The sequence below is a fragment of the Pseudomonas sp. GW822-FHT02G04 genome (assembly GCF_058802085.1).
On record NZ_JBXANU010000028.1, the window covers coordinates 18217 to 36817 of the forward strand.

Annotated in this window: 13 protein-coding genes; 4 read left to right on the forward strand and 9 right to left on the reverse strand. The window is 60.4% G+C overall.

What is annotated here, in order from left to right; genetic code table 11:
* Nucleotides 1–166: 166 nt before the first annotated feature.
* From AC1RO5_RS25840 to AC1RO5_RS25850, 3 genes are all read right to left on the reverse strand, one after another.
* Nucleotides 167–1612: a mechanosensitive ion channel domain-containing protein gene (locus AC1RO5_RS25840; protein WP_493178389.1), complete on the reverse strand. Its 1446-nt coding sequence runs from the start codon at nt 1610–1612 to the stop codon at nt 167–169.
* A gap of 152 nt (nt 1613–1764) precedes the next feature.
* Entirely contained in the window at nt 1765–2391 is a 627-nt protein-coding gene (gene ycaC, locus AC1RO5_RS25845; protein WP_493178390.1) for an isochorismate family cysteine hydrolase YcaC, read from the reverse strand.
* 125 nt (nt 2392–2516) lie between these two features.
* Nucleotides 2517–3383, reverse strand: coding sequence for a pirin family protein (locus AC1RO5_RS25850; protein ID WP_493178392.1), 867 nt, complete (start codon nt 3381–3383; stop codon nt 2517–2519).
* A 105-nt stretch (nt 3384–3488) separates the two neighbouring features.
* On the opposite strand from AC1RO5_RS25850, the gene AC1RO5_RS25855 reads away from it, so the two are divergent.
* Nucleotides 3489–4397, forward strand: a complete 909-nt coding sequence (locus AC1RO5_RS25855) for a LysR substrate-binding domain-containing protein (protein ID WP_493178393.1) — start codon at nt 3489–3491, stop codon at nt 4395–4397.
* A 137-nt stretch (nt 4398–4534) separates the two neighbouring features.
* The gene (gene dkgB, locus AC1RO5_RS25860; RefSeq protein WP_493178394.1) at nt 4535–5338 is read left to right on the forward strand and encodes a 2,5-didehydrogluconate reductase DkgB; all 804 of its coding nucleotides are present in this window, start codon (nt 4535–4537) and stop codon (nt 5336–5338) included.
* 3 nt (nt 5339–5341) lie between these two features.
* Here the strand turns inward: dkgB and AC1RO5_RS25865 are convergent, their stop codons facing one another.
* The 6 genes from AC1RO5_RS25865 to AC1RO5_RS25890 form a co-directional block, all read right to left on the reverse strand.
* Nucleotides 5342–8572 carry a transporter substrate-binding domain-containing protein gene (locus AC1RO5_RS25865; protein WP_493178395.1) on the reverse strand — a complete coding sequence of 1077 codons (3231 nt, stop codon included), beginning with the start codon at nt 8570–8572 and terminating at the stop codon, nt 5342–5344.
* Complete coding sequence (locus AC1RO5_RS25870) at nt 8573–9193, reverse strand: response regulator (protein ID WP_413695603.1); 621 nt, start codon at nt 9191–9193, stop codon at nt 8573–8575.
* Nucleotides 9194–9335: 142 nt separating this feature from the next.
* Entirely contained in the window at nt 9336–9713 is a 378-nt protein-coding gene (locus AC1RO5_RS25875; RefSeq protein WP_493178397.1) for a response regulator, read from the reverse strand.
* A gap of 220 nt (nt 9714–9933) precedes the next feature.
* Nucleotides 9934–12651 (reverse strand): magnesium-translocating P-type ATPase, encoded by a 2718-nt coding sequence (gene mgtA / locus AC1RO5_RS25880; protein WP_493178398.1) that lies wholly within the window; start codon nt 12649–12651, stop codon nt 9934–9936.
* A gap of 512 nt (nt 12652–13163) precedes the next feature.
* Nucleotides 13164–14501: a lysine N(6)-hydroxylase/L-ornithine N(5)-oxygenase family protein gene (locus tag AC1RO5_RS25885; protein WP_493178399.1), complete on the reverse strand. Its 1338-nt coding sequence runs from the start codon at nt 14499–14501 to the stop codon at nt 13164–13166.
* Between the two features lie 131 nt (nt 14502–14632).
* Entirely contained in the window at nt 14633–15115 is a 483-nt protein-coding gene (locus AC1RO5_RS25890; RefSeq protein WP_018925353.1) for a sigma-70 family RNA polymerase sigma factor, read from the reverse strand.
* A gap of 333 nt (nt 15116–15448) precedes the next feature.
* Here AC1RO5_RS25890 and AC1RO5_RS25895 point away from each other — a divergent pair, with 333 nt between their 5' ends.
* Both AC1RO5_RS25895 and AC1RO5_RS25900 read left to right on the forward strand, forming a co-directional pair.
* The gene (locus AC1RO5_RS25895; RefSeq protein ID WP_493178401.1) at nt 15449–16621 is read left to right on the forward strand and encodes an efflux RND transporter periplasmic adaptor subunit; all 1173 of its coding nucleotides are present in this window, start codon (nt 15449–15451) and stop codon (nt 16619–16621) included.
* Nucleotides 16622–18595, forward strand: coding sequence for a MacB family efflux pump subunit (locus AC1RO5_RS25900; RefSeq protein WP_493178402.1), 1974 nt, complete (start codon nt 16622–16624; stop codon nt 18593–18595).
* Nucleotides 18596–18601: the final 6 nt, after the last annotated feature.

Below are 18601 nucleotides of genomic sequence, written 5' to 3' on the forward strand. Positions count from 1 at the left end.
GCTCCAATCACAGTGGGTGTTGGCGCTACGTTAATGCGGACCTGAGGTTGAACAAATAGCCAATTTTTTGGAAGTTGAGGATGCCAATAGACCAGAAGACTTCAGTGATGGTACCGACGCCTTCGCGAACAGGCTCGCGAAGGCGTCGGTACAGGCAATCAACCTATCAGTGGCTACGGCTGCGCAACCACTGCAAAAACCCCTTCTTCGCCACCACCTTGGGTGTTTCCTGCATCAGCGTCTGAGCCGTATGCATACGGAAATCCAGCAAGGCCTTCATCGCCTCGTTGATGTCATGGCGAGCATCGAGGCAAGGCTTGAGGTATTCCTTCTCTATACGATAAAGCGTGCAAAAGGTCTTGGCCGTAAAGTCGGCGAGCGCCGATTCATCGGAAAGAATCCCGGCCTCGCCAATCACCTCTCCCGGCCCCATTCGCGCGGCTTCGAACTTGGTGCCGCCGCGGCTCAGGGCTACCGACACCACGCCGGACTCGATGATGAACAGGTGATCGCTGACCTCCCCCGCCGGCAAGATCATTTCGCCGGCGCGAAAGGTTTGTAGCGTCATGTTCTGGCTGAAGGTTTCTTTCTCTTCCTGACGCAGAGTCGAGAAAATGTTCGAGCTGTCCAGCAGCGCCCGCGGCCGAGACAAGGCAGCAGGCGCGTTAGGCTCGACGCTCGACAACAGGCTGATACCGGATGCCTGCAAATGCCGGAACGCCAGGTCGAACAACTGATTACGCACCATGCGTTTCTGATCCATGGACACCACGAAACCGCTGATTTCGTATTCCACGCCAGTGCTGCCGGAGCTTTTCAACGCCACGTTCGGCGCCGGTTTGTTCAACAGAAAGCGGCACCCCTGCATGGCCCGCTCCAATGCATCGATCACCTTTTGCGGACGAGCGTGGGGGCTCACTTGCAGGCTGATCGAGACACCGAAAATGTCGCTTGGGCGGCTGAAGTTGACGATCTTGGCCTTGGCCGCCAGGGAGTTGGGAATCACCGCCATGCTGCCCTGCGCGGTTTGCAGGCGCGTGGCGCGCCAGTCAATGTCGGTGACCCGGCCTTCGGTGCCATCGATGGAGATCCAGTCATCCAGTTGATAGGGTTTGGTGGTGTTCAGGACGATCCCGGAGAACACGTCGCTGAGGGTGCTTTGCAGGGCCAGGCCGACGACGATCGCCAACGCACCGGACGTCGCCAGCACGCCCTTGACCGGCAACTCGAGCACGTATGCCAGTGCGGCGATGACCGCGATCAGGAAAATCACCGCGCCGAGCAGGTCCTGCAACAAGCGCCCGGTGTGCCCGACCCGTTGCATCATCACCGCACCGAGCAACACCGTCAGGGTGCGCGCCGCGTACAGCCACCAACCGATCTGCAAACCGGTTGCCGCCAGGTGCAACGGCACATTGTCGGCCCAGGGCGCCGGCGCCATGGGGTTCAAGCCTTCGTTGAACAGCAGCACGCTGAACAGCGAGAAAATCACCAGCCGCACTGCCAGTTTCCAGTTGCTGCCGCTGGCCGTGATCAAACGCCACAACACCAGATCGATCAGGATCAAGGCCAGCGCGCACAGCAATGGATGATCGGTGAGCAGTGACTGCATCAAGTAACTCCAGCAAGAACCAATGACACAAACATCGCACGGATTGTAGGAGCTGGCGAAGCCTGCGATCTTTTGGCGATCTTTTGGCGATCTATAAAGATCAAAAGATCGCAGCCTTCGGCAGCTCCTACAAGGGGCGATGTGCGTCAGGTTTACTTGGCGCTGGTCAGGGTGTTGTAGCTGGTCATCAGGTTGCGGTAGTCGGGGATATGGTTGGAGAACAAGGTTGCCAGCCCTTCCACGTCGTTGCGCCAGTCGCGATGCAGCTCACAGGCCAGGCCGAACCAGGTCATCAGCTGGGCACCGGCCGACGACATGCGGTCCCACGCCGATTGACGGGTCAGTTCGTTGAACGTGCCGGAGGCGTCGGTCACCACGAACACCTCAAAGTCTTCGGCCAGGGCCGACAGTGCCGGGAACGCCACGCAGACTTCGGTCACCACGCCGGCGATGATCAGCTGTTTCTTGCCGGTAGCCTTGATCGCCTTGACGAAGTCTTCGTTGTCCCAGGCGTTGATCAGGCCAGGGCGAGCGATGTACGGCGCGTCCGGGAACAGCGCCTTGAGTTCCGGCATCAGCGGGCCGTTGGGGCCGGTTTCGAAACTGGTGGTCAGGATCGTTGGCAGCTTGAAGTACTTGGCCAGGTCGGCCAGGGCCAACACGTTGTTCTTGAAGCGGTCCGGGTCGATGTCACGCACCAGAGAAAGCAGACCCGCCTGATGATCGACCAGCAGAACGGCGGCGTTATCCTTGTCGAGACGTTTGTAGGAAGTAGTCATGGGGTAATCCTCGCTTTTTATCGATGCCGAACGGGCCGGCGTGAGTGACTCTGATTTTTCGTTTAAACGCGCCAGGCAGGCGTAGTCAGCCAAGCCCGACGCACCACAGCACTACTGCATTGAATTCAATCGCTCATCCGGCCGAACCGGCCGGACTGGAAGTCGGCGAAGGCCTGGTGAATCTCCAGCTCGCTGTTCATCACAAACGGGCCGTGGCCGACGATGGGTTCGTCAATCGGCTCGCCGCTGAGCAGCAGCACTACGGCATCGTTGTTGGCCTCCAGGCTGAGCTGATCGCCGTTGCGTTCGAACAATGCCAACTGCCCTTCACGTACCAGTTCCCGACCGTTGACCTGAACCGTGCCGCGCAGCACCACCAGTGCGGTGTTGCGCCCCTCATGCAGATCCAGGGTCAGCAACTTGCCGGCGTTCAAGCGAACGTCCCACACGTCAATCGGCGTGAAGGTCCGCGCCGGGCCTTTGTGGCCGTCGAACTCACCGGCGATCAAGCGCAGGCTGCCGGCGTTGTTTTTCAGCGGGACGCTCGGAATGTCGCCATCGAGAATCGTCTGGTAACCGGGCGCGGCCATCTTGTCCCTGGCCGGCAAGTTGACCCACAGCTGAACCATTTCCAGAGTGCCGCCAGTTTTGGCGAAACCTTCGGAGTGGAACTCTTCGTGAATAATCCCCGAGGCCGCGGTCATCCATTGCACGTCGCCAGGGCCGATCTTGCCGCCACTGCCGGTGGAGTCACGGTGTTCCAGCTCGCCCTTGTAGACGATCGTCACGGTTTCGAACCCGCGGTGCGGATGCTGACCAACGCCACGACGCTCGGTGGTCGGGGTGAATTCGGCTGGACCGGCGTGATCCAGCAGCAGGAACGGGCTGATGTGTTTGCCCAGGTTGTCGTAGGAAAACAGCGTGCGAACCGGAAAACCGTCGCCGACCCAGTGAGGTCGTGGGCTGGTGTAGATACCGATGATGTTTTTCATCTTTGTCTCCGAATCTGTTGTGTGACGCGATGGACAAAGCTTAAAACTGCGCCATTTGGTGCGCTAGACTGCGAAAATCAGCCTTAGCGTTCTATTTGGAGAACGATGGTGGAAGACCTCAACACCCTCTACTACTTCACCCAAGTGGTGGAACACCGCGGTTTCGCCCCGGCCGGACGTGCGCTGGACATGCCCAAATCCAAGCTCAGCCGGCGAATCGCCGAGCTCGAAGAACGCCTGGGCGTGCGCTTGCTGCACCGCAGCAGCCGGCATTGCACGCTGACCGAAATCGGCCAGGCCTATTACCAGCGCTGCCTGGCCATGCGGGTGGAAGCCGAAAGCGCCGCCGAACTGATCGAACGCAACCGCTCCGAACCTCAGGGCGTGGTGCGTATCAGCTGCCCTACGGCGCTGCTGAACACCTGGGTCGGGCCGATGCTCACCCGCTACATGCTCAAATACCCGTTGGTGGAGGTGTTCATCGATAGCACCAACCGTCGGGTCGATCTGATCCACGAGGGGATCGACATCGCCCTGCGAGTGCGCTTTCCGCCGCTGGAAAACACCGACATGGTGATGAAGGTGCTCGGCAACAGTACCCAGTGCCTGGTGGGCAGCCCCGCACTTGCTCAGCGCCTGTCATCACCGGCCACCCCAGCGGACCTCAGCGGTTTACCTAGCCTGCACTGGGGTGGCGCGCAGCGTGAATATCAGTGGGAGTTGTTCGGCGCCGACGGCGCCAGCGCGCTGATACGGCATACCCCGCGAATGATCACCGATGACTTGCTGGCCTTGCGTCACGCGGTACTCGCCGGCATCGGCATCGCCCACCTGCCCAAAGTGGTGGTGCGCGATGACATTGCTGCCGGCCACCTGGTGGAACTGGTGCCGGGCTGGACACCCAAGTGCGGGATCGTGCACGCGATCTTCCCTTCACGACGCGGGCTGCTGCCGTCGGTGCGCACCTTGATCGACTTTCTCGGTGAGGAGTTCAGCCATAGCGATATGGCTTGAGAGCCACAGATCTTTTGATCTTCCAACAGCCCATTCATGACTTGCGGTAAACAGTGCTTTGCCAAACCAGCGGTTTTTCTCAAGGGTGCAGCCGGGGATACTCCCGACCATTCCCACTGCAACCCCTGGAGTCATTGATGTCTATTCCCGCATTCGGTCTTGGTACGTTTCGCCTGCAAGGCCAAGTGGTCATCGATTCGGTAAGCACCGGTCTTGAGCTGGGTTACCGGGTCATCGACACCGCGCAGATCTACGAAAACGAAGCCGAAGTCGGCCAGGCCATCGCCGCCAGCGGCATTGCCCGTGAAGAGCTGTTCATCACCAGTAAAATCTGGGTCGCCAATTACGCCAAAGACCGGTTGATCGACAGCCTCAAAGAGAGCCTGGATAAGCTGCAAACCGACTATCTGGACCTGACCCTGATCCACTGGCCGTCGCCGGAAGATCAGGTGCCGGTCGAAGCGTTCATGGGCGCGCTGCTCGAAGCCAAACGACTGGGCCTGACCCGGCAGATAGGTGTGTCCAACTTCACGGTCGACCTGATGAAGCAAGCCATCGCTGCGGTCGGCGCCGAGAATATCGCCACCAACCAGATCGAGCTGCACCCGTACCTGCAAAACCGCAAGGTCGTCGAATTCGCGCAAAGCCAGGGCATCCAGATCACCTCTTACATGACCCTGGCCTACGGCGAAGTGCTGAAGGACCCGGTCATCCAGCAGATCGCCGATCGCCTGCAGGCGACACCGGCCCAGGTCACCCTGGCCTGGGCCATGCAACTGGGGTACGCGGTGATTCCTTCTTCCACCAAACGCGCCAACCTGCAAAGCAATCTGCACGCCTGCACCCTGACCCTGAACGACGCCGACATGGCGCTGATCGCGGGCCTGGATCGCGGCCAGCGGCTGACCAGCCCCAAAGGCATTGCGCCGCAGTGGGATTGAGTTTCAGCCTTGACGCAAGTGCTTATCCAGCAATGACATCGCGTGCTGCAGTCGATCGACCGCTTCGTCGAGCAGCGCCGAATCCCCCACATCGATGACACGCTCCAGTTGCTCGCAACGCTCGATCAGGCGCTGTGCCCGAACCATGCGCGCGCCGCCCTTGATGCGGTGCGCCAGGTCGCGCAGCACATGGTGATTGCCATTGGCGTGCGCCAGGAGCAGATCCTCCCGATCCACCCTGTTGGTCACCGTCAGCTCGCGCACCAGGCTTTCAATCAACGTGCGGTCCGCACCGACGTATTGTTCCAGGCCACTGAGGTCCATCTCGGGCGTTGATGGTTCTTCGATGCGCTCAGGCGCCTGACTGGCAAACCTGGACGCCAGCCAAGCGTCCAAATCCGCCAGCAGGATGGGTTTGAACAGGCAGTCGTCCATGCCTGCCTCCAGACAGCGCAACTTCTCCTCGGGCTGCGCATTGGCGGTAAACCCCAGAATCAGCGTCGACGGCAATCCCTTGGCGCGCTCTTCATCGCGTATGGCACCGGCCAGCTCATAACCACTGAGCCTGGGCATATTGCAGTCGGTGACGACCAGATCGAAGCCATGCTCGCGCCACAGTTCAAGCCCCCGCGCGCCCTCTTCGGCCTCCAGAACATGATGCCCCAGGTGGCTCAGTTGTCGTGAAAGCAACAATCGATTGGCCGGGTGATCGTCGACCACCAGAATCGTCAGTGACTGCGTCGGCGCCTGCAACCCGATATCGCCCCCCACACTGGAAGGCAACGGTTGCAATGCGATCAGCTCAAGGTTGATGTCGATCCGCGTGCCTTGCCCAAGAACGCTGTCGAGTTGCAACTGCCCGCCCATCATTTCGCACAAGCTGCGACTGATCACCAACCCCAGGCCAGAACCGCTGCGGGCTGACTGTCGGCCGTTATCGGCCTGGATAAACGGGCTGAACAACCGTTGCCGGTCGACGGTGCTGATGCCAATGCCGGTGTCTTCAATGCATACGCTGACCGCCAGATGCCCCGCCGTAACGAGCACTACCCGCAGCGTCAGGCTCACCTCCCCCTCACGGGTGAACTTGATGGCATTGCTCAGCAGATTGGACAGCACCTGCTTGAATCGGATGGGGTCGATCAACACATCGCAGTCGCTGTGTTCGTCCAGATCGATTCGCCAAGCCAACGCGTTCTGTCGTGCAAGACCTTCGAAAACCCGACATACCGACGCCACCAGCGCCCGCAGATTGGCCCGTTCAGGACTCAGGGATAAATGCCCGGACTCGATCCGCGCGATATCCAGAATGTCGCCGATCAGCGCCAGCAATTGTTGGGCGGCACTGGACGCCACCTCAATGGCGCAACGGTCGGTGACGCCCTCGTCCGCACGTTTCAGGGCCAGTTCGAGCATGCCGATCAGAGCACTCATCGGCGTGCGGATCTCATGACTCATGGTCGCCAGAAAGGTAGTTTTGGCGCGATTGGCGTCGTCCGCCACGTCCTTGGCGTCCTGCAATTGCTGCAACCATTGCTGGCGCTGACGGATCTGCCAGCGCTGCCAGGCGATCCAGCCCAGGGCGAGTAACAGCAAGGCGCCAGCCACGGCAAATGCCTGAAGAATGCCTTGGCGATGACGCAGCCAATAGCTGTCATCCACCACCACATCATTGCTCCAGCGCGCCACCAGATCGTCCATCTCCTGGGGCGAGATGCTCAGCAATGCCTTGTTCAGTATCGAGTGCAGCTCCAGCGCATCATTTCCGGTCGCCAGAGCGATGCGTGCCGGTTCATCGCCCACAGTACTGCTGATGCGCAGACGCCCGCTGTAATACCGGGCAATCAGGTAGCGGGTCATGAACAACGAACTGAGCGCGGCATCGGCTTCCCCCTTCATGACCATTTCCAGGCCTTGGGCCGGGCTTTGCACATCCAGCATCCGCACCTGCGGTGCCCTGGCAAGAATGAATGCGCGCATGGGATGACTGTGATAAATCGCCAGGCGTTTGCCGGCCAAATCGTCCAGCGTCCTCGGACTGCCGGGGGTGACTGCACTGACCAGCGTGTATGGATTAGTGACGTAAGGGCTGGTAAAACGCAGCCCGGCTACACCTTCAGTCGTGGGGATGAGAGCCGGTAATACGTCGATCTCGCCAGCCTTGAGCCGCTGGATCTGCTCGTCCAGGGATTGGCCCCGCTGCACGTCAAAGTTCAAACCGCTACGCTGGCTGATCAGCGTCAACAATTGCGCGGTCAACCCGCTGAATCGCCCTTCGGTATCATAGAAAGTCAAAGGCGCAAAGTCCCCGACCACTCCGACCCTCACCGTCGGATGCTGATCCTGCCAGCGCTGTTCACTGGCGCTCAGACTCACTCGCTGTAGACCCAGCCGATTGGCACGGCCGGCACTCCATCGTTGCTCGATGGCAGAGCGTTGCTCCATCGGGATCGCCGCCAGTGCCTTGTCAACAATGTTTTTCAGGCGCGTATTGTCCCGCGCCAATGCGAAACCGAACGGGTTGGCGTCAAGGCCGGATGGCCCCATCAACTGAACGTTATTGTGGTAGTTGTTGTTGATCAGGTAATTGGCACTGATAAGATCCCCGAGATACACATCATCCTGCCCATATGCCACGGCTCCGAGTGCATCGAGCGGCGATGGGTAACGTTGCAGATCAGCCCTGGGATAGAAGGCTTTGACGGTCTGCTCCGGCAGATAGTCGGCGACCATGGCAATGCGTTTACCAGCCAGATCCTCGGGCATGCGCTCGTCCAGTCTGGTGACCAGCATCGGCTGATCTTCGGCATAGGCGCTGGTTCGATTCAGTTCGGGATCGGCGGCCTCGAAGCTGTTGGAGGTTCCCAGCAGATCCAGGTCTTTGCGTTTGAGTGCCTCCATCGCTGACTCGCGTGTGCCATAGCGCAGCACCTCGACGTTGACGTGCAGCAGTTGCGCAAGCAGCCCGACGTAATCGGCGGTAATGCCCTCCAGTTCATCGTGATTGCGCGTCAATTCGAAGGGCGGGTAGTCCGGCCCCGTTACTCCGACGCGCAACACCCGCTTGCTGATCAGCCAATTGCGATCATCCACATCAAGCTGGACAGCGTTGCTCTCCACCGTGGAGCGCCCCAGCAGGCGCAATGACCTAGGCTCGTCGGCTACCGCGACCAGGGCCTGCGATGCAAGACATAGCATCAAGACCCACAGGAAGATGCGCACGGTCGGGCTCATTCAGATCAGATGATTGCGCACGGCGAAATCGCGCAGGTGCACTGCTGCATTCACCCCCAGTTTTTCGATCAAGCGGGTCTTGTAGGTGCTGACGGTCTTGTGACTCAGGTGCATAAGCTCGGCGATAGCCTTGTTACTCATACCCTGAGCCAAATACCGCAAGATCGTCAGTTCGCGGTTGGAGAGTTTGTCGATCATCTCTTTTTCGCTGCGTTGCCGGGGGTCCTGCGACACCGAAGGCAGTCGGACGAAAAAGGTGTAGTTGGCCATGACTGCATGCGCGGCTTTTTGCAATTGATTCAAGTCGTTGGTCTTGGCGACGTACGCCATGGCCCCGGCGCGCATGCAACGCTCTTGAAAAAACAGCGGATCCAGGGAGGTGAAAACCAGTACCAGACATAACCAATCACTGGCCTTGATCCGGCCCAGCAGCTCCAGCCCATCACCACCGGGCATCACCAGATCCAGTACCACCAGATCGACTGCATGCTCACGAAGTATCGACAAGGCCTCGCCAACACTGGACGCCTCATAGAAGTGTTTGAAACCTTCCCGCTCAAGTACAAGTCTGACTGCGGCGCGTATCACCGGATGATCGTCCACAAGCAGCGCTTTCTTCATGGCAATTCCTTTGCAAAAACTCAACGATTGCCCGCCGCTAACCGCCGGGATAGACGCAGCGGCTGCGCGATGACTTTTGCACGGAAAGCAGGAAAAATGTACCTGTCAGAAATGATAGTACCGACGGACGGTAACCCTGAACTCAACCAATTCGTCGTCGACTCCGCTCGTGATCCAGAAGCGGCGCAGCTTCATACATAGACAGATCGATGCGCGCCATCAGTCGTCGGATGGCTGCCAAATCCGGCAGCGCCGCGTGGTCGTCGTAGATCAAGGCGTGGTGAACCTGAGGGTTATCGCGGAAGAACCCGGACAGATCCAATGACCCTTCCGCCAGAGCGGCATTGACGACCACCAGGTCGAACGGCTCGCAACCGTACTCCACCAGGTTCAGCATATCTGCAAGGCTGTGCACCGGTGCCACCCGGTAATAACCGAGCTGATTGAACAACCGCTCGGTTTTCAGCCGGTGAAAATGCTGTTCGTCGGCGATCAGGATGCGCAAGGCTTTGTTGGTCATCGCGGGCCTCCAGGTCAATGGCTGATAAATGAGGCGGCAAGGCTACGGAAGACTTGGGGAGCGTTCTGTAGGACTTTTCCTAAAAATAGAGGGCTCTGTCCGACTTGAAGATCAAAAGATCGCAGCCTGTGTAGGAGCTGCCGAAGGCTGCGATCTTTTGATTTTTATTGAAGCAAGATCAAAAGATCGCAGCCTTCGGCAGCTCCTACAATTGGCAGCATTACTGCCAACCAAACCTGCGGATGTAGAAGCCTTTAACAGCCTGGGTCAGCCCCATGTATGCCAGCAGAATCACCGGCAGGAACACGAAATACAGCGACGGCAGCGCCTGCAGTTTGAAGTAGTGCGCCAGCGGCCCCATCGGCAGGAAAATCCCCACGGCCATGATGATGCCGGTCATCACCAGCAGCGGCATGGCGGCGCGGCTTTGCAGGAACGGGAGCTTCGGCGTGCGGATCATGTGCACGATCAGCGTCTGGGTCAGCAGCCCGACCACGAACCAGCCAGACTGGAACAACGTCTGGTGGTCCGGGGTATTGGCATCGAACACGTACCACATCAAGGCAAAGGTGCTGATGTCGAAAATCGAACTGATCGGGCCGAAAAACAGCATGAAGCGTCCGACGTCCGCTGGCTGCCAGCGTTGGGGCTGTTTCAGCATGTCTTCATCGACGTTATCGAACGGGATGGCAATCTGCGAAATGTCGTAGAGCAGGTTCTGCACCAGCAGGTGCATCGGCAGCATTGGCAGAAACGGGATGAACGCACTGGCCACCAGCACCGAGAACACATTGCCGAAGTTCGAGCTGGCGGTCATTTTGATGTACTTGAGCATGTTGGCGAAGGTCCGCCGCCCTTCCAGCACGCCCTCCTCCAGCACCATCAAGCTCTTTTCCAGAAGAATGATGTCCGCCGCTTCCTTGGCGATGTCCACCGCGCTGTCCACCGAAATGCCGATGTCGGCAGTGCGCAGGGCTGGCGCATCGTTGATACCGTCGCCCATGAAACCGACCACGTGACCGTTGCCCTTGAGCAGGCGGACGATGCGTTCCTTGTGCGACGGCGTGAGTTTGGCGAAGACGTTGGTGGTCTCCACCGCCACCGCCAGCTCGGCGTCGCTCATGCGCTCGATGTCGTTGCCCATCAGCAGGCCTTGCTGCTCCAGCCCGACTTCACGGCAGATTTTCGCGGTCACCAGTTCGTTGTCGCCGGTCAGCACTTTCACCGCCACACCGTGCGCGGCCAGGGCCTTGAGTGCCGGCGCGGTGCTTTCCTTCGGTGGATCGAGGAAAGCCACGTAGCCGATCAGCGTCAGCGCCTGTTCATCGGCCAGGCTGTAAGTATCGCGGCCCTCGATCATCGGCCGCGCCGCCACCGCCACCACCCGCAGGCCTTCGGCATTGAAGGTGGCGGTGACCTGGCGAATCCGTGCCAGCAATTCATCGCTCAGCGCCTCGTCGGCATCGCCATGACGGACCCGGGTGCACACCGCCAGCACTTCTTCCACCGCGCCTTTGCAGATCAGCAGATGCGGCTGATCACGCTCGGCCACCACCACCGACATGCGCCGACGGGTGAAGTCGAACGGAATCTCATCGACCTTGCGAAACGCCGTGCCGACTTTCAGTTCACGGTGGATTTCCACGTGCTCCAGCACGGCCACGTCCAGCAGGTTTTTCAGGCCGGTCTGGTAGTAGCTGTTGAGGTAGGCCATTTCCAGCACGTCATCGGAATCGTTGCCCCAGACATCGACGTTGCGCGCGAGGAAGATTTTGTCCTGGGTCAGGGTGCCGGTCTTGTCGGTGCACAGCACGTCCATGGCACCGAAGTTCTGGATCGCATCGAGGCGTTTGACGATGACTTTTTTGCGCGACAGGAACACCGCGCCCTTGGCCAGCGTCGAGGTGACAATCATCGGCAGCATTTCCGGGGTCAGGCCCACGGCGATCGACAGCGCGAACAGCAACGCTTCGGTCCAGTCACCTTTGGTGAAACCGTTGATGAACAACACCAGCGGCGCCATGACGAACATGAAGCGGATCAGCAACCAGCTGACTTTGTTGACCCCGGTCTGGAATGAAGTCGGCGCACGATCAGTGGCACCGACCCGCTGCGCCAGCGCGCCGAAATAGGTGTTGTTGCCGGTGGTGAGAATCAGCGCCATCGCCGTTCCGGACACCACGTTGGTGCCCATGAACAGGATGTTGTCGAGGTCCAGCGGGTTGTGGGTATGGTTGTCCTGCTGACGTGGGAATTTCTCCACCGGCATCGATTCACCAGTCATCGCGGCCTGGCTGACGAACAAGTCCTTGGCGTTGAGCACCCGGCAATCGGCGGGAATCATGTCACCGGCCGAGAGCACGATCAGGTCGCCCGGCACCAGTTGCTTGATCGGCAACTCAAAGCGTTGCGCACCGTTGTTCGCCACCTCCCGACGCATCACCGTGGCGGTGTTGCTGACCATTGCCTTGAGCGCGTCGGCGGCCTGGTTGGATTTGGTTTCCTGCCAGAAACGCAGCAAGGTCGAGAGCACCACCATCGAGAAAATCACGATGGCGGCTTTCATGTCTTCGGTCAGCCAGGAGATCACCGCCAGCAAGGTCAGCAGCAGGTTGAACGGATTTTTGTAGCAGTGCCACAGGTGCGTCCACCACGGCAGCGGTTGCTCGTGCTCGACTTCGTTGAGACCGTACTGTTCGCGCAGCGCATCGGCCTCGGGTTCAGTCAGGCCGTCAGGGTGGCTGCCGAGGGTGTCCAGTAATTGGCCAGTGTCGCTGTTGGCGGCGGCGACCAGGGTTTGCGCGAGCGTCGGCGGGACTTCACGGCTGACCGTGGTGTCGGTGAAGCTTTCCAGCAGCGCCAGTCGACGGAAGTGCCGGGCGATGTGACGGTTTCGCAGGAATCCGGCGAAGAATTCTTTCAGCCAGGTCAGGTTCATGGCAGTGCCCCCCAGGGTCAGCCGGGAAACCGTCGAGCAGGCGTGTCGAGGCGCTGCGATGACGACACGGGGTCGAACATCACACGCTGTTCAGCGTCGATGAGAGGACGTCGGGAGTCGGGCCAAACCGGCCACGATCGGGATGCCGCTGCTCGCTTTACGGCGAGACAACGGCACAAAAAGGCTGCGCGTTATCTTGCCGGGAAAATGCCGGTTACCGAGACCGGCCGACAACTGTCACTCGAACAAGTACCCACTGTGGGTCTCCGCTAATTGATGAAAACGCGCGAAGCTTACGCCGCGATTTCTAGAGAGTAAACGCTGCACGGGGGTGTTGCGGGGGGAATCGCAGGGTTCTTCAGGAAGGGTTCAGCTTTCAGGATGATCGTTCCCACGCTCTGTGTGGGAACGCAGCCCGGGACGCTCCGCGTCCCTTCTGAAGCGGACGCAGAGCGTCCATTGAGGCATTCCCACGCAGAGCGTGGGAACGATCAACACAACCGCAAAAAATCTCAGCTAGCAGTCGCCAACAACAAGTCCCTCACCGACCGGCCATGCCCACGGGATTTGCCATGGTCATACAACGAGCCGGCAATTTCATCGGCGCGGATCGGCAGGATCGACAGCAAGGTGTCGCTCAAGCCGTGGCTGGCCTGGCAGAAGCCCTGCATGTAGATCCCGGCCTTGCAACGCTCGTCGGTGATCAGCCTGTAATTGCGATCGACCTCGAAATCACCCAGGTATTGTTCCAGCGGTGCCAACAGTTTGCGGTGCATCTGACGCTCGTAACCGGTGGCCAGCACCACGGCGTCGTAACGGTGAACCGTGACTTCGCCGGTGGCGTTGTTGCGCATCGCCAGCTCGATACCGCGTTCGGTGGCGGTGGCTTTTTCGATGGTGGTCAGGGTCCGGAACGCATGGCGCGCGATGCCCGAGACTTTCTGCCGGTAGAAGATCCCGTAGATGCGTTCGATCAGGTCGATGTCCACCACCGAATAGTTGGTGTTGTGGTACTCGTTGACCAGACGCTCGCGTTCACTGCTGGCCTGCTGGAACACCAGGTCGGTGAATTCCGGCGAAAACACTTCGTTGACGAAGGGGCTGTCATCGGCCGGTTTCAGGGCCGAGCCGCGCAGGATCATGTCCACCTGCACCGACGGGAAGCTGTCGTTGAGGTCGATGAAAGCTTCCGCCGCGCTCTGCCCGCCGCCGATGATCGCGATGTTCATCGGTTGGTTGTTCAAGCATGGCTGCTTGGCTATGCGCTCCAGGTACTGGGAATGGTGGAACACCCGACCGTCATCCTTCAGTGCCTTGAACGCTTCGGGAATGCGCGGTGTACCGCCGGCGCTAACCACCACCGAACGGGTGGTGCGCACATGCTGCAACCCCTGAGTATCACGCGAGATCACCCGCAACGCCTCGACCTGCTGGTTGTGCAGCACCGGCTCGATGGTCAGCACTTCCTCGCCGTAGCGGCTCTGCCCGGTAAATTGCCCGGCGACCCAGCGCAGGTAGTCGTTGTACTCCATGCGGCACGGATAGAAGGTGCCGAGGTTGATGAAGTCCACCAGACGACCGTGGTGCTTGAGGTAGTTGACGAAGGAATACGGGCTGGTCGGGTTGCGCAGCGTCACCAGGTCCTTGAGAAACGAAATCTGCAGTTCGCTCTGGGTGACCAGGGTGTTGCCGTGCCAGCGGTAGTCCGCCTGCTTGTCGAGAAACAGCACATCCAGCTCGCCCTGGCTCGGCCCGCGCTCTTGCAGGGCGATGGCCAGGGCCAGGTTCGAAGGGCCGAAACCGACGCCGATCAGGTCGTGAACGATGGGCGATGCAATTGCCTGTGTCATTTCCAGTGTCCTCTGGATAAACCCCGCAACTGCGGGGATAAAGCCTGGGTGACCTGACCGGCCTTTGGCGGCAGCAGATCGTCTGTTGAATAGGAACGAGGACAATGAAAAAAAATTTAACGAGGACTGGTTTAAGCGACGTCCCACTGGCGCATCCGCACCCGGCAATGCTTCATGGCATTGACGATGTGCTTTTCCACCAGCGCCTTGGAAATGCCCAGGTGCTCGGCGATTTGCGGGTGCGACAGGCCTTCGATTTTGCGCAACAGAAAGCTCTCGCGACACAGCCGTGGCAATTCCGCCAGCGCGCGCTGGAGCATGTCCAGACGCTGACCGTGATCGAGGCTGTTGTGGGGCGAAGGGATGAAGTAGCGTTCTTCGCTGTCGAGCACGTCCAGGGACTCGACCTGACGCAAGGCATTGCGTCGGTGGTCGTCGATCACCAGGTTGAGCGCGGTGCGATAAAGGAACGCCCGGGGTTGCTCGATCGGCGTGTCGCTGGAACGCTCCAGTACCCGCAGATACGCGTCATGCACCACATCTTCGGCCACCTGACGGTTGCCTAGCCTGGCGTTCAGGAAACACACCAGCTCGCGATAGTAGTTTTCCAACATGACTCCCGGCCGCACGGGGTGCGGTTTCTATCCTTGAGCCAGATCCGCGACTGCCGGGGAGGCAGTGGCACGATGGTGGCAGTTTCGAGCGCGTAATTTATAGTAATTCTCATATAGATTTAAAGTGCTGTTTCTATTTGCCTGATAAATAGTGCTGTCCTATACCTTTGACTTTGTCTGTCACTCAAAGCCTCAACGCTTAAATTCCCCGCCTCTTCCCTCGTTTACAGGACAGCTCCCCGTGTCTGTCGGCCCTCCGACAGCGTTCAGCTGTCGCCAGGTTTTTGCGCGCCAGCTGAATGACGGGCCGAATCCTATTGGCCGGAACCCTGCATGAAACGTCCCCGTCACACCCGACGCGCCCTGCTTGTAGCCCTTTGTCTGATCCCCGTTATCGCCGTAGCAGCCTGGCAGGTTTTGCCTGCGGGTCGTGACCGGTTCGCCACGGTCCAGGTCGCGCGCGGCGACATCGAAAGCAGCGTCACGGCATTGGGAACCCTGCAACCGCGACGTTATGTCGATGTCGGCGCCCAGGCCTCCGGGCAGATCCAGAAGATCCATGTGGAGGTCGGTGACGTGGTCAAGGAAGGCCAGTTGCTGGTGGAAATCGACCCTTCCACCCAACAGGCCAAACTCGACGCCGGGCGTTTTTCCATCGACAACCTCAAGGCGCAGCTGCAGGAGCAACGGGCACAACACGACCTGGCCCGGCAGAAATATCAACGCCAGCAGAACCTCGCCGCCGGCGGCGCGACACGCGATGAAGACGTGCAAACGGCCCAGGCCGAACTGCGCACCACTCAAGCGCGCATCGACATGTTCGAGGCGCAGATCCGCCAGGCCCAGGCCAGCCTGCGCAGCGATCAGGCCGAACTCGGCTATACGCGCATTTACGCACCGATGAGCGGAACGGTCGTGGCCCTTGATGCCCGGGAAGGCCAGACCCTCAACGCCCAGCAACAAACGCCGCTGATCCTGCGCATCGCCAAACTGTCGCCGATGACGGTCTGGGCCGAGGTCTCGGAGGCTGACATCGGCCACGTCAAACCCGGCATGACCGCCTGGTTCACCACGCTCAGCGGCGGCAACCGGCGCTGGAGCAGCACGGTGCGGCAGATTTTACCGATACCGCCCAAACCGCTGGATCAGACCAGCCGGGGCGGCGGCAGCCCGGCCAGTTCCAGTAAAAGCGGGACTGCCCGCGTGGTGCTGTACACGGTGCTGCTGGATGTCGACAACACCGACAATGCGCTGATGGCGGAAATGACCACCCAAGTGTTCTTCGTTTCCAATCAGGCAAACAACGTCCTTACCGCGCCTGTCGCGGCGTTGCAGAGCGGCCCGCAGGCGGACAGTCAAACCGCTCGGGTGGTCGCCCAGAACGGCAGCATCGAACAACGGACTGTGCGCACCGGCATCAGCGATCGCCTGAAGGTGCAGATCCTCGACGGACTGGCCGAAGGCGATCACCTGTTGATCGGCCCCGCCGACGGCAGCGGAGGTTGAATGCAAACGCCCCTGATCGACCTGCAGGACATCCGTAAATCCTATGGTGGCGGCGACGCGCCGCAAGTCCACGTCTTGCGCGGCATCGACCTGTCGATCCACGCTGGGGAGTTCGTGGCGATCGTCGGCGCTTCCGGCTCCGGTAAATCGACGTTGATGAACATCCTCGGCTGCCTCGACCGGCCAACGTCCGGCGAGTATCGGTTCGCCGGCGAAAACGTCGCGGCACTCGACAGCGATGAACTCGCCTGGCTACGCCGCGAGGCGTTCGGTTTCGTGTTTCAGGGCTACCACCTGATTCCGTCCGGCTCGGCCCAGGAAAACGTCGAGATGCCGGCGATCTACGCCGGCACTCCGGCGGCCGAACGCCACGCCCGCGCCGCCGCCCTGCTCGACCGTCTGGGCTTGGCCGAGCGCACCGGCAACCGTCCGCACCAGCTCTCCGGCGGCCAGCAACAACGGGTATCCATCGCCCGCGCATTAATGAATGGCGGCCACATCATCCTCGCCGACGAACCCACCGGCGCCCTCGACAGCCACAGCGGCGCCGAGGTCATGGCGCTGCTCGACGAACTGGCGAGCCAGGGCCATGTGGTGATCCTCATCACCCACGACCGCGACGTGGCGGCGCGAGCCAAACGCGTGATCGAAATCCGTGACGGCCTGATCATCAGCGACAGCGCCCGCGACAACCCCGCCGTGCAGGCCTCGGCCAATCCCGGTGCGCTGCAAGCGGTGGATTTGCGCAAGCGGCTGAGCGAAGGCAGCGAGGCCACCGGTGCCTGGAAAGGTGAACTGGTGGATGCCGTACACGCGGCCTGGCGGGTGATGTGGATCAACCGCTTCCGCACCGCCCTGACGCTGCTGGGGATCATCATCGGCGTCGCCTCGGTGGTGGTGATGCTGGCGGTCGGCGAAGGCAGCAAGCGTCAGGTCATGGCGCAGATGGGCGCGTTCGGCTCGAACATCATTTATCTCAGCGGCTCCGCCCCCAACCCGCGCACGCCGCCGGGCATCGTGACCCTGGATGACGTCGCGGCGTTGGCCAGCCTGCCGCAGGTCATGCGGATCATGCCGGTCAATGGCGCCGAAGCCGGGGTGCGCTTCGGCAACCTCGACCATCTGAGCTACGTCGGCGGTAATGACACGAACTTTCCGGCGATCTTCAACTGGCCGGTGGTCGAAGGCAGCTACTTCACCGAGGCCGATGAACGCAATGCAGCAGCGGTCGCGGTGATCGGCCATAAGGTGCGCAGCAAACTGCTCAAGGATGTCGTCAACCCCATCGGCCAATACATCCTGATCGAAAACGTGCCCTTTCAGGTCGTCGGTGTGCTCGCTGAAAAAGGCGCCAGTTCCGGCGATTCCGACAGCGACAACCGGATTGCCGTGCCCTACTCGGCCGCCAGTGTCCGGTTGTTCGGCACCCACAACCCCGAATACGTGGCCATTGCCGCGGCCGATGCGCGCAAGGTCAAAGAGGCCGAAAAGGCCATCGAGCAGTTGATGCTGCGCCTGCACGACGGCAAACACGATTTCGAACTGACCAACAATGCCGCGATGATTCAGGCCGAGGCGCGCACGCAGAATACGCTGTCGCTGATGCTCGGTTCGATTGCGGCGATCTCGCTGCTGGTGGGCGGCATCGGCGTGATGAACATCATGCTCATGACTGTGCGCGAACGGACCCGCGAGATCGGTATCCGTATGGCCACCGGTGCCCGTCAGCGCGACATTTTGCGCCAGTTCCTCACCGAAGCAGTGATGCTCTCAGTGGTCGGCGGGATCGCCGGCATCGCCCTGGCGCTGATCGTCGGCGGCGTATTGGTGCTCAGCAAAGTCGCGGTGGCCTTTTCCCTGGCGGCGGTCATCGGCGCCTTCGCCTGCGCACTGATCACCGGCGTTGTCTTCGGCTTCATGCCGGCCCGCAAAGCTGCCCGGCTCGACCCGGTCACGGCCCTTACCAGTGAATGATCGATC